Origin of the sequence: Serratia oryzae, from assembly GCF_001976145.1 — a bacterium.
Lineage (GTDB): Bacteria > Pseudomonadota > Gammaproteobacteria > Enterobacterales > Enterobacteriaceae > Chania > Chania oryzae.
Genome location: NZ_MOXD01000004.1, coordinates 373,330 through 387,619 on the forward strand (window position 1 = coordinate 373,330; position 14,290 = coordinate 387,619).

General features: G+C 52.9%; 3 protein-coding genes. All 3 read left to right on the forward strand.

Going from position 1 to position 14,290, the window contains the following annotated elements; genetic code table 11:
• Positions 1-890 precede the first annotated feature (890 nt).
• Entirely contained in the window at positions 891-6,968 is a 6,078-nt protein-coding gene (locus BMI79_RS23080) for an Ig-like domain-containing protein (RefSeq protein WP_083704405.1), read from the forward strand.
• Between the two features lie 653 nt (positions 6,969-7,621).
• Positions 7,622-13,657: an Ig-like domain-containing protein gene (locus BMI79_RS10080; protein ID WP_158069113.1), complete on the forward strand. Its 6,036-nt coding sequence runs from the start codon at positions 7,622-7,624 to the stop codon at positions 13,655-13,657.
• A gap of 111 nt (positions 13,658-13,768) precedes the next feature.
• Positions 13,769-14,275 (forward strand): hypothetical protein, encoded by a 507-nt coding sequence (locus BMI79_RS23530; RefSeq protein WP_125828773.1) that lies wholly within the window; start codon positions 13,769-13,771, stop codon positions 14,273-14,275.
• Positions 14,276-14,290 lie beyond the last annotated feature (15 nt).

A 14,290-nucleotide genomic window follows, 5' to 3' on the forward strand; every position in this document is an offset into this window, starting at 1 on the left:
TCATCAGGTAATTAATGAGGGAGTTCTAAGAAAACAAGCACAAACGATGAGTTGAGCCAGAGCTGGTTTTAGCAATAGCACAACTTCCAGCATTAATACCAAGTATAAAAACCGTGGTCTTCCCAAGATATGTCTATGCCGTAGTTACTTAGAAAACGTCGCGAATTAACGCGATGGATAGAATAAGGGTAGGAACAGGAAATAAATACCTGACCAGTTCGAAATTCTGCCTGTTGCGCCCCTTACGCTTGAAGATTTGCAGAAATTGGTGCAGCCTGTATGCACGCAGTTTGGTGTGCGTCCTTGCCTTGTTACGGCAATCTATACCCTTAACTCTTCCTTCAAGTTGCTATTGGGGGGGCTGAGTGACTCGGCCTAACTGCTGTTCGCAAACGCATCGCGTTTTTCTCCGGCAACTCGTGTTATTTATGGCGTGTACTGGGGATATATTAATTTATCTTATTTTTTCTGGTCTGTGTGATTTGTGCTTGCATGCTGATTGTTCCCAGACACTTTGAGTTTCTGCAAGGCAGGAGGCCCTTGAGCATGGCTAACTCTGTGACTGAGGCCGGAAGGCGAATCGACGGCCTCACTTAGCCACAACGCATAAACTTGATTCAGCTGTATTAATCAATGCGTTCTCCGCTCTTTCGTACATGACCGTTGGTAAACCTCAAGAATTCATACCAATCAGAAAGACTCTTTCCTGAGAAATCTGTTCAATATAGCTTCCATGGGAAGTGGCTTATTTTAGATGAATTGTAGCAACCTCCCAGACCCCCATGTTTAGCATCATTATAGACACCATCAGGATTGTTACATTTCTCTATATAAAGATGTTTATGTAACGGTTGTACTGTTAGAAAATTGAAATTAATTAGGAAGAATATATGGTAACGCGGCCAACAAAACTGGTATTAGTTGAAGGCAAAGAAGTAAAGCAAGAAATCTCTTTGCATTCCAAAAATGCTGGCTCACCCCAAAAGATAAAAGCCATTGCCAATGGTAAATTTATCCTGGCAGATAAAGAAACGGGTCTTGCTCCAGAAAACATTACGGTTAAACGTGTGGGTAAAGACCTGCATGTCAGTCTTGAAGGGGATTCACTGGATCAGCCAACCTTCATTATTGAGGATTTCTTCCTGCAGAATGCCGAACTTATCGGTATGGCTGAAGGTGGTGTTTACTACCCATATATCTCTTCCGATGGTGATGATAATGCCGTTGCGGCTATGCTGCTTGATGGCGAAAGTTCACCTCTGGTTCTGGGGGGGGAAGCACTGCCTGCCAGCGACAACTATTCCCTACTGGGTGCGCTGGGCGTATTGGCATTAGGATTAGGCGCGATTGGTGCCATGGTAAGCCAGGGCCGGCCTGGCAAGCACAGCGGCGGTAGTCATAATGATGCCCCTCAATCTCCGGAAGTGCAGCAGCCTGCCGCGCCAGACGCCATTACCCCAAAACTGGGTCAGGTGATCGACAATAAAGGCGCTCTGCAAGGGGCTATTACTGCTGGCTCTGCAACTGATGATAATACCCCCACCTTTTTGGGTAGCAACGGCACGCCTGGAAACACCATTATTTTCTACGACAACGGCAAGAAAATAGGGGAAACCACGGTGGGTCAGGATGGCCGTTGGTCATTCACGCCCGGTGAAGCATTAGGTGATGGCGCTCATAGCATCACCATGGTTGAACAGAATACTGACGGTAAAGTGAGTGCTCCGTCGGATGCGTTCGAATTTGTTATTGACACTGTATTGCCAGCAGAGCCAGCGATTGCAGGCATTTTTGACGATGTTGGCGCTGAAACTGGTGCGCTGACGTTTGGGGCGACCACCGACGATACACAGCCGACGTTGGTCGGTAAGGCCGAAGCCGGTGCCAAGGTTGAGATCTACGATAACGGTAACAAGATTGGTGAAACCACTGCCAATGCAAATGGTGATTGGTCATTCACGCCGAACAATGAGTTGGCGAAAGGCGAGCACAGCTTTACCACGCGTGCGATTGATGCTGCGGGTAATGCTTCTGGCATGTCACAACCTTGGGAACTGGTCATCTCTGACATTCAGCAGGCTCCTGACCTTGATGTACCGGTTATCGGCGAGATCATCGACAATGAGGGACCGGTACAAGGGACAATCGCCAATGGCGGCAGTACGGATGACACCACGCCGACTCTGAACGGCAAGGGCGAGCCAGGTGACACCGTCATCATTACCGACAACGGCAGCAAGATCGGCGAAACCACCGTGGATGAAAACGGTAATTGGACCTTTACGCCGGAAACCGAACTGGGCGAAGGCGAGCATGAGATCGTGGTGATCGTCAAAGACAAAGAGGGTAATCAGTCTAAGCCATCCGAGCCGGTGGTGGTGATTGTGGATACCACGCCACCGGTTGCGCCAGCTATTGGCAGCATCTCTGACGACGCAGGCAGCAAAATCGGGGAACTGCAACCGGGTGACGTGACCGACGACACCACGCCGACCCTGAAGGGCCAGGCGGAAGCCGGTGCGAAAGTTGCGATCTACGACAACGTCACCAAGATTGGTGAAACCACTGCCGATGCCAACGGTAATTGGACATTTACACCGGAAAGCGCACTGGCGGAAGGCGATCACAGCTTTACCACCCGTGCCATCGATGCGGCAGGCAACGTTTCCGCGCCGTCCCAACCATGGGAACTGGTGATTGACATTACTCCACCAGTCCAGCCAGGGATTGACGGCAATGGGCCGGGGATCAGCGCAGTTATCGACAACCAAGGGCCGGTACAAGGGCCAATCATCAGCGGGGAAACGACTGATGACACCAAGCCAACCCTGAACGGTAAGGGCGAGCCGGGTGACACCATTATTGTCACCGACAACGGTAGCAAGATCGGTGAAACCACCGTGGATGAAAACGGTAATTGGACCTTTACGCCGGAAACCGATCTGAGCGAAGGTCAGCATGACATCGCGGTGATCATTGAAGATAAGGCCGGTAACCCGTCTCAACCGTCCGATCCGTGGGTAGTGATTGTCGACACCACGCCGCCGGTTGCGCCATCGATCGATAGCATTTATGACAACATAGGCAACAAAACCGGGGCGATTCGATCCGGTGAGGTCACTGATGACAACCGTCCTGTCATGAATGGCAGAGCTGAAGCAGGCTCTAAAGTTGAGATTTATGATAATGACAAAAAGATTGGTGAAGCCACTGTTGATGCAGCGGGTAACTGGAGCTTTAAGCCAAATACAGCGCTCGATGTGGGTAACCATGCCATTACGGTGAAAGCGGTCGACGCTGCGGGCAACGTGAGCCAGCCTTCACCCGCTTTCGATTTCTCACTGGTTGCGGCAAGTGCGCCAAGCGCTCCGGCAATTATTGCCGTGATTGACGATGTTGGCAGCATCCAGGGAACAATCCAGAAGAGTGCGGTGACTGATGATACCCGTCCTACCCTGGTAGGGACTTCAGAACCGGGTACGATTGTGAGCATTTATAACAATGGCGAGTTGTTAGGCAGTGTTGCCACTGATGCTTCAGGGCAATGGCGTTTCACACCAGAAAGTGATTTGCCTGAAGGGGTAAATAATCTGTCGGCTTTAGCTGTGGATGTTGCGGGTAATGTCAGCCCACAAACCGGTGATTACCCATTGATTATTGACGCAACACCGCCAGCTACCATTGAATCTGGTGAGTTACTGGACGACATTGGCAACATCCAGGGCGCGATCGTTAACGGCAGCACCACTGATGATGCTCAGCCAACTTTCAATGGCAAGGCTGAAGCCGGCGCAACCGTCGTCATTTATGACAAAGATACAGAGATCGGGCGAGTTGTCGCTGATGGTAACGGTGATTGGAGCTTTACACCGGATCGGGCGTTAACGGATGGTGAACACAGTTTGGCGGCTCAGGTGATCGATCGGGCTGGAAACAAGGGGGAAATCAGCGCTCCTATCACCTTTACCGTCGATACCCGTTTGGTTGAGGTATCTATTGACGCGGTTATGGACGATTTCGGCGTTAAGCAAGGCGCAATCAGCAAAGGTGGGGTGACAGATGATAGCACACCAACCTTTAGCGGCCGCGCGTTCCCTAATTCAACGGTTGTGATCTACGACAAAGGCGTTGCGCTGGGTTCAGTGACCAGTGATGCTTCTGGCAAGTGGAGCTTTACGTCACAAACGCCTCTGGCTGAAGGGAACCATGCCGTCACAGCAACGGTGATCACTGCTGCGGGTGGCGAGAGCCAGGCAACACCGGTATTTGATTTCAATATTGATAGCACGCCGCCAGCTAAACCAGGAAATGATGGGGAAAGCGGGATCGGCAGCGTTATCGATGATGTCGGAGCCGTACAAGGGCCAATCGCTAATGGCGGAACAACGGATGACACTACGCCGACGTTTAACGGTAAAGGTGAGCCGGGAGATACCATCCATATCTTTGACAACGATGAACTGTTGGGCAGCGTTGAGGTTCAACCTGACGGTAGCTGGACTTTCACACCGCCACCATTGGCTGAGGGGGAACATGAAATCAGCGTGGTCATCGAAGATCCCGCCGGTAACCAGTCTGCACCGTCAGATCCGTGGGTGGTGACCGTGGATACTACCCCGCCGACGGCACCGACCATTGGCAGCATCTCTGACGACGCGGGCAGTAAAACCGGCGAACTGCAACCGGGTGACGTGACCGACGACACCACGCCGACGCTGAAAGGCCAGGCGGAAGCCGGGGCGAAGGTTGAGATCTACGACAACGTCACCAAGATCGGTGAAACCACTGCCGATGCCAACGGTAACTGGGCATTTACACCGGCAAGCGCACTGGCAGAGGGCGATCACAGCTTTACCATCCGTGCTACCGACGCTGCAGGCAACGTTTCCGCGCCGTCCCAACCGTGGGATCTGGTGATTGATATTACTCCACCAGGCCAGCCGGGGATTGATGGCAATGGCCCAGGGGTCAGTGACGTGATCGACAATCAGGGTGCGGTTCAGGGGCCGATCGCCAATGGCGGCAGCACCGATGACACCAAGCCAACCTTGAACGGTAAAGGCGAGCCGGGTGACACCATCATTGTTACCGACAACGGTAGCAAGATCGGTGAAACCACCGTGGATGAAAACGGTAATTGGACCTTTACGCCGGAAACCGATCTGAGCGAAGGTCAACATGACATCGCAGTGATCATCGAAGACAAGGCGGGTAATCAGTCTAAGCCGTCCGACCCGTGGGTGGTGATTGTGGATACCACGCCGCCGGATGCGCCAACCATTGGCAGCATCTCTGACGATGTGGGCAGCGAGACCGGTGAACTGCAACCGGGTGACGTGACCGACGACACCACGCCAACGCTGAAAGGTCAGGCGGAAGCCGGGGCGAAAGTTGAGATCTACGACAATGGCACCAAGATCGGTGAAACCACTGCCGATGCCAACGGTAACTGGGCATTTACACCGGAAAGCGCGCTGCCGCAAGGCGATCACAGCTTTACCACCCGTGCTACTGATGCGGCAGGTAACGTTTCCGCGCCGTCACCAGCATGGGAACTGGTCATCGGTTCTACGCCTGTAGAACAGCCAGCGAAGCCAGTGATCGATGCGGCGATTGATGATGTCGGCCCAGTAAAGGGTGAACTCCTTTCTGGTGATGTCACCGACGATCGTCGCCCAGAAATTTCAGGCCACAGTGAGCCGGGTACTACGGTCATTGTTTATGACCGTGGTGTTGAAATCGGTCGTGCTCAAGCGGACGGCCAGGGTCGCTGGAGCGTGACGCCAGAGAGCGATCTGAACGATGGCGAATACAGCTTCACCGCAGTGGCTCAGAACGTTACGGGTAGCACCAGCGTTGCTTCCGATGCGTTTGACCTGATCGTCTACACCGGCAATGGCCCAACTCAGGTTGCTCGACTTGCACAGATGGGCAAGGATTCCGGCTATGACGGTAATGACTTTGTCACCGACAACGGCAATGTAGGGCGTTTGATGTACGGTACGTTGAGTGCGGGGCTGGTTGCCGGGCAGACGCTGCAAGTGTCTACCGATGATGGCGCCACCTGGTTCAATGCCCTGGTGGAAGGCACGAATTGGGCTGCTCAGGATTTGAGCCAGCACGCAGGGAGCTGGACTATCCAGACCCGTGTGATAGATCAGTCTGGTAACAGCGGCCTTGTTATGTCGCAGGCGGTGGCTCTCGACATCACAGCACCGCGAGTACCTGGCAGCGTACGTCTGGAAGGGAACAATCTGCTGGTTGAGTTTGACCCGACAAACGTTGTAGAAGGTGAGCGTATTAGCGTAGTGGCCGACGGCGGTGCTCAGCGCTTTGAGCATACGTTAAGCGCACAGGATATTGCTGCTGGGGCTGTGACGCTGGACGTGGGGGCTGTAACCAGTGCCAGTGTTGCCCTGGTTGATCTGGCCGGTAACCTGTCGAGCTATGTTAACACCAGCGGTTCAGCACCGGGCGTAAATATGAACGTAACGGGTGATGTGTCTGAAATCTATGGGCAAAACCGCGATAACATCTTTACGGTAGACGATGTTAACTTACTCAACAATGTCAAGGTGATCGAAGGTAATGATGGCATCGATACGCTGAAATTGACGGGGGCGGATCAGGTGCTGGATTTGTCGGCCTGGGCTGGGCGTTTGAGTTCAGTCGAAGTGATCGACATCACCGGTTCTGGCAATAACACGCTGAAGATATCTCTGGGCGATGTGTTGGATCAGGGCTTCCGTGGCGCGTTTGTTAACGACGACAGCGTGCAGTTGGCGGTCAAGGGTAATGCAGGTGACGTGGTCATGCTGAGCGATCTGCTGCCGAATGGCATGGACGTGGGCGATTGGGAAAACCTCGGTGAAGTGATCTCGGCAGGTATCTCTTACGATGTTTACCACCACACCGGGCTGGAAGCAGAAATCCTGATACAGCAAGGCGTTGATGTACAACTGCATTAATGGTTAAAAACATCTGACCAAGTCAGTAATAAAGCGGGCTTTGCCTTACAGGGCTTAGGCCCGCTTTGTCTTTAAATCAATCCACCCATGATATTTCAAGTTGCCCGGGGCCCGGTGCCTACAAGCAACTCGAATTATTTTGAGCACATGCTATTGACCTTACAAGCCGATGAGACGTTGTCTGCTTGCATGCGGAGATATTGAAATTAATTTAGTACCAGTCTTAGTCTTCATCATTTGAATTCGAACGTGCATGACAGACACATAAGCCGCTGGGATTTAAAGTAGTGTTCTAATGACGAACGTGAAGGAGAAACTAATTTACCTGCTTTACCCTGAACCCTTATGGGTATGGCTAAAGACTTCATAATTTAATCAGTAAGCCAATGAGAGATTGGCTGAGTTGACACACCAGAGATTATGAATGTTTTGTCAGAAAAAGAACATCTGAGTTAGAGCTAAGAAACACAGGCACTTAGCTTTAAATATTAACAAAGTAAACCTTTTTTTATTGATTTAGGCTTGCTTTACCTTTAAATAGATATATGTATACGGATAATAGCGCAATGAACTTTGCTTTTTTAACTGATGATGAAACTTTATTTTTCTATCCCGTAAATGAAGTTGAGAGTTTATATTTACCTGTCCAGTCCATGGATGGTGCTCGTTATATTATTACTGAGCAAGATGGTGTTAATATTAATGAAAACCTGACAGTAGAACGCGTTGATAACGATCTGCATCTGAAGTTTTATGCAGACTCACAGACGCCTTCTACCGTTGTCCTCAAGGATTTCACCCTGACTAATGGCAAAGTGTTCAGCTTGAGCAATAATGGCGAATATCGCCAGCATGTCTCTGCTGAGGATATTCCAGCTCAGGGGCCGGTAGCGTTGACCAGCATTTATCTGGGGACACAGCAGGAGCAGGCTGAAGCGGTTTCTTTGAAGGTGATCCAGCACGCAACCATTTTGCAAACCATGGAAAACCTGGGTGAATCGCTGAACCCAACCAGCAGCGTAACGCCAGAGCCAATGAATGTGGCAGCAGAGCCAACGAGTGCTGCACCAGCGCCGATGAATATGGCATTAGAGCCAATGGATGCGGCACCACCTGCACCAATGAATGCCAATGTAATGCCTTTGTTGTCTGCAAACCTGTTAGAAGATGCGGCACCCGCTGTAAAACCCTCAATCACCGTTGTTTATGATCAGATTGGTAGCAAGCAGGGCTCTTTAGTGAGCGGCAGCGTTACCGACGATAAAACACCAAAGCTTGAAGGCAATGGGCAGCCTGGCGCACAGCTGGAAGTTTTCCAGAACGGTGAGTCAATCGGCTTCACTAACGTCGACATGGCGGGCAACTGGTCATTTACCCCCTCTGTACCACTGCAGGAAGGTGGTCAGCTTCTCTACGTTCGCGATGCAGCGAGCAATCAAACCTCCAGTAACATCGTCTTGATCATCGATACGGTGGCTCCTTCACGCTCTGAAATTTCCAGCGTAGTTGCCGATAACACAGGTACGGCGGCGGCGATCGGCAAAAACGGCTATACCAACGATAATACGCCGACGCTTACCGGGAAAGGTGAAGCTAACTGTCTGATTGCTATTTATAACGGTAACGCACTGGTAGGTACGACTTATGCCGATCAGGCCGGTATCTGGGGCTTTACGCCGATTTCTCCACTGCTTGATGGCCAATATCAATTCAGGGCTGTGGGTATCGACTTCTCTGGCAACACCGGTCTGTCTTCCGCCAAGTTCAATTTTACCATTGATACTTTGCCACCTGCCCAACCTCAGATTATCGAAGTGCTTGATGACGTGGGCGCGGTAACGGGGCCGGTACTGAATGGTGCCGCCACGGATGATAATACGCCAACGCTGAAAGGGCGCGCTGAAGCCGGTAGCAAGGTCACGATTTACGACCATGGTAACAAGATTGGTGAAGTTCAAGCCGATGCATCAGGCAACTGGAGCTTTACTCCGGCATCGCCAATTGATACGGGTTCACACAGTTTGACCGTAACGGCCACCGATTTCGTAGGCAACGTTTCCGAGGCATCAGCCCCATGGGTCATCAATGTTGTACTTGGTGCACCTGACGCGCCTATCGTCGATTCAGTTTACGACGATTATGGCGATATCGTGCATAGCCTCGCGTCGGGCGACGTTACTGACGATGCGACCCCGAGTATTGCAGGTACCGCAACGCCGAACTCTACGGTAATTATTTACGACAATGGTCAGGAAATTGCTCGAGTACCGGCAGATGCCTCTGGGAATTGGAGTTTCACTCCTGACATCCCGCTGGTCGATGGCAAGCATGATTTGACCTTTGTAACGCTAAATCAGGCAGGCAACTTGTCTGATCCATCCGATCCGTGGGTGGTGACCGTGGATACTACCCCGCCGACGGCACCGACCATTGGCAGCCTCTCTGACGACGCGGGCAGCAAGACCGGTGAACTGCAATCGGGTGACGTGACCGACGACACCACACCAACCCTGAAAGGCCAGGCAGAAGCCGGGGCGAAGGTTGCGATCTATGATAACGCCACCAAGATCGGTGAAACCACTGCCGATGCCAACGGTAACTGGACATTTACACCGGCAAGCGCACTGGCAGAAGGCGATCACAGCTTTACCATCCGTGCTACCGATGCGGCTGGCAACGTTTCCGCGCCGTCCCAAGCGTGGGATCTGGTGATTGACATTACTCCATCAGACCAGCCGGGGATTGATGGCAATGGCCCAGGGATCAGCGGCGTAGTCGATGACCAGGGGGCGGTACAGGGGCCGATCGCCAATGGCGGCAGCACCGACGACACCAAACCAACCCTGAACGGTAAAGGCGAACCGGGTGACACCATCATTGTTACCGACAACGGAACCAAGATCGGTGAAACCACCGTGGATGAAGACGGTAATTGGACCTTTACGCCGGAAACCGATCTGAGCGAAGGTCAACATGACATCGCGGTGATCATTGAAGACAAGGCCGGTAATCAGTCTCAACCGTCCGATCCGTGGGTGGTGATTGTGGATACCACGCCGCCGGATGCGCCAACTATTGGCAGCCTCTCTGACGACGCGGGCAGCAAAACCGGGGAACTGCAACCGGGTGACGTGACCGACGACACCACGCCGACGCTGAAAGGCCAGGCGGAAGCCGGGGCGAAGGTTGAGATCTACGACAGCGTCACCAAGATTGGTGAAACCACTGCCGATGCCAACGGTAACTGGACATTTACACCGGCAAGCGCACTGGCAGAAGGCGATCACAGCTTTACCGTCCGTGCTACCGACGCCGCAGGCAACGTTTCCGCGCCGTCCCAAGCGTGGGATCTGGTGATTGACATTACTCCTTCAGACCAGCCAGGGATTGACGGCAATGGCCCAGGGATCAGCGGCGTAGTCGATGACCAGGGTACGGTACAGGGGCCGATCGCTAATGGCGGCAGCACCGACGACACCAAACCAACCCTGAACGGTAAAGGCGAACCGGGCGATACCATCATTGTTACCGACAACGGAACCAAGATCGGTGAAACCACCGTGGACCAAGACGGTAATTGGACCTTTACGCCGGAAACCGATCTGAGCGAAGGTCAACATGACATCGCGGTGATCATTGAAGACAAGGCCGGTAATCAGTCTCAGCCGTCCGATCCGTGGGTGGTGATTGTGGATACCACGCCACCGGTTGCGCCAACCATTGGCAGCATCTCTGACGACGCGGGCAGCAAGACCGGTGAACTGCAATCGGGCGACGTGACCGACGACACCACGCCGACGCTGAAAGGCCAGGCGGAAGCCGGCGCGAAGGTTGAGATCTACGACAACGTCACCAAGATTGGTGAAACCACTGCCGATGCCAACGGTAACTGGACATTTACACCGGCAAGCGCACTGGCAGAAGGCGATCACAGCTTTACCGTCCGTGCGACCGATGCGGCTGGCAACGTTTCCGCGCCGTCCCAAGCGTGGGATCTGGTGATTGACATTACTCCATCAGACCAACCGGGGATTGACGGCAATGGCCCAGGGATCAGCGGCGTAGTCGATGACCAGGGGGCGGTACAGGGGCCGATCGCCAATGGCGGCAGCACCGACGACACCAAACCAACCCTGAACGGTAAAGGCGAACCGGGTGACACCATCATTGTTACCGACAACGGAACCAAGATCGGTGAAACCACCGTGGACCAAGACGGTAATTGGACCTTTACGCCGGAAACCGATCTGAGCGAAGGTCAACATGACATCGCGGTGATCATCGAAGACAAGGCCGGTAATCAGTCTCAGCCGTCCGATCCGTGGGTGGTGATTGTGGATACCACGCCGCCGGATGCGCCAACCATTGGCAGCCTCTATGACGACGCGGGCAGCAAGACCGGGGAACTGCAATCGGGTGACGTGACTGACGACACCACGCCGACGCTGAAAGGCCAGGCGGAAGCCGGTGCGAAGGTTGAGATCTACGACAGCGTCACCAAGATCGGTGAAACCACTGCCGATGCCAACGGTAACTGGACATTTACACCGGCAAGCGCACTGGCAGAAGGCGATCACAGCTTTACCGTTCGTGCTACCGATGCGGCTGGCAACGTTTCCGCGCCGTCCCAACCGTGGGCTCTGGTGATTGACATTACTCCACCAGACCAGCCAGGGGTTGATGGCAATGGCCCAGGGATCAGCGAAGTGCTCGACGATCAGGGTACGGTACAGGGGCCGATCGCCAATGGCGGCAGCACCGACGACACCAAACCAACCCTGAACGGTAAAGGCGAGCCGGGTGACACCATCATTGTTACCGACAACGGTAGCAAGATCGGTGAAACCACCGTGGATGAAAACGGTAATTGGACCTTTACGCCGGAAACGGCGTTGAGCGAAGGTCAACATGACATCGCGGTGATCATCGAAGACAAGGCCGGTAATCAGTCTAAACCGTCCGATCCGTGGGTGGTGATTGTGGATACCACGCCGCCGGATGCGCCAACCATTGACAGCCTCTATGACGATGTGGGCGAAAAAACGGGCATTCTTGAGCCAGGTGATATCACCGACGATACGATGCCGACGCTGAAAGGCAAAGCGGAAGCGGGCGCCAAGGTTGAGATTTACGATAACAACACCAAGATTGGTGAGACTAACGCCGATGCCAGTGGTAATTGGACATTTACACCGGCAAGCGAACTGTCAGAAGGTGGGCACAGCTTTACCGCACGGGCGACCGACGCGGTGGGTAATCAGTCTGGTATCTCACAGGCATGGTCGACCACGATTATCGTTCATTTGCCAGAAACACCGGTTATTGAATCAGTGATGGACGATGTTGGTCCACTGACAGGAGAGTTGACCTCCGGCGATGTTACTGACGATCGTCGTCCTCAAATCTCAGGCAGCAGTGAACCTGATATGACGGTGATTATTTATGATGGCGCTGGTGTCGAAATTGGCCGCACTCAATCGGACAGCCAGGGACGTTGGAGCGTGACGCCAACCCGCGATCTGAACGATGGTGAATACAGCTTCACCGCAGTTGCAGTGAATGTTGCAGGTAACAGTAGTACCGCTTCTGATGCGTTTGATCTGATCGTTTACACCGGCAATGGTCCAACTCAGGTTGCCCGCCTCTCGGAAATGGGCAAGGACTCCGGCTTTGACGGTAATGACTTTGTCACCGACAACGGCAATGCCGGGCGTTTGATGTACGGTACGTTGAGTGGGGAGTTGGTCGCTGGGCAGACTCTGCAAGTGTCTACCGACGGTGGCCGCATCTGGTTTGACGCACTGGTGGAAGGCACGAAGTGGGCTGCTCAGGATTTGAGTGAGCACGCAGCGAACTGGGCTATCCAGACCCGTGTGGTTGATCAGTCTGGTAACAGCGGCTTTGTGATGTCGCAGGCGGTGGCCCTTGACACTGTCGCTCTGCGAGCACCTAGTGCTGTTCGTCTGGAAGGGAACAATCTGCTGGTTGAGTTTGATCCGGCCAACGTTGCAGTAGGCGAGCGCATTACCGTGATTGCTGACGGCGGTGCCCATCGCTTTGAGCATACGCTAAGCGCACAGGATGTCGCAGCCGGGTCAGTGACGCTGGACGTGGGTTCGGTAAGCAGTGCCAGTGCAGCCCTGGTTGATCTGGCCGGTAATCTGTCGAGCTTTGCTAATACCAGCGGTTCAGCACCCGGTGTGAATATGGGAATCACGGGGGATGTGTCCGAAGTTTACGGGCAAAACCGCGATAACATCTTCACGGTAGACGATGTCAACTTGCTCAGCAATGTCAAAGTGATCGAAGGTAACGGCGGCATTGATACGCTGAAATTGACGGGGGCGGATCAGGTATTGGATTTGTCGGCCTGGTCGGGGCGCTTGAGCTCAGTCGAGGTGATCGACATCACCGGTTCTGGCAATAACACGCTGAAGATTTCTCTGGGCGATGTGCTGGATCAGGGCTTCCGTGGCGCATTCATCAACGACGACAGCGTACAGATGGCGGTCAAGGGTAATGCGGGCGACGTGGTGATGTTGAGCGATCTGCTGCCTAACGGCATGGACGTAGGTGATTGGGAAAACCTCGGTGAAGTGGTTGCCGCAGGCGTCTCTTACGATGTTTATCACCACACCGGATTAGAGGCGGAAATCTTGGTACAACAAGGGGTTACCGTCCAGTACTAGTAACACTCACGCAAGGGGCTGTCGGTCGGCCCCTTTAATATTCAGAATCAAGTGATTACGCCCTTTTAGGGGGAGTAAACCTAAGCAGGATTATCAAGGAAAATTTTTAAAATGTATTGCAAGAACATTAAAGCCATTCTAACCGTTTTATTATCGCTGGCGCTGGCTCCTAACGTTTTTAGTCAGACAGTTCAGCACACACCTAAGTTAACGGTATTTGGCGAACAGTATCATGCGTTGCCAGCCACTGCATCTGATAAAGCTCGGGTCACATATTATCGAGCAGCTTTGGGCGGGCAGAGATTATCCGGTGCAAATGTCTATGTCGATGGGCATTATCATACATCTCTATTACCCGGTGGTTTTACTACTTTTTGTCTTGTTCCAGGTGAGCATACCTTGGGGGCTTATCAGCATGATGCACCATTATATCGTGGCAAAACTGAGGAGCTTTATCGTGTGAAACTCGAAGCTGGAAAGACCTATTTTATAAAAGTTTCTGATGATGGTAAATCAGCGCCTGTTTCTGTAACGCGAGCTGAAGCTGAGCAAGAGTTAAAGTATACCCGAGAACAAAAACACGCTGTCTCACGGGCCGCCGTTTTGACCTGCAAATAATTACACTGGTAAGAG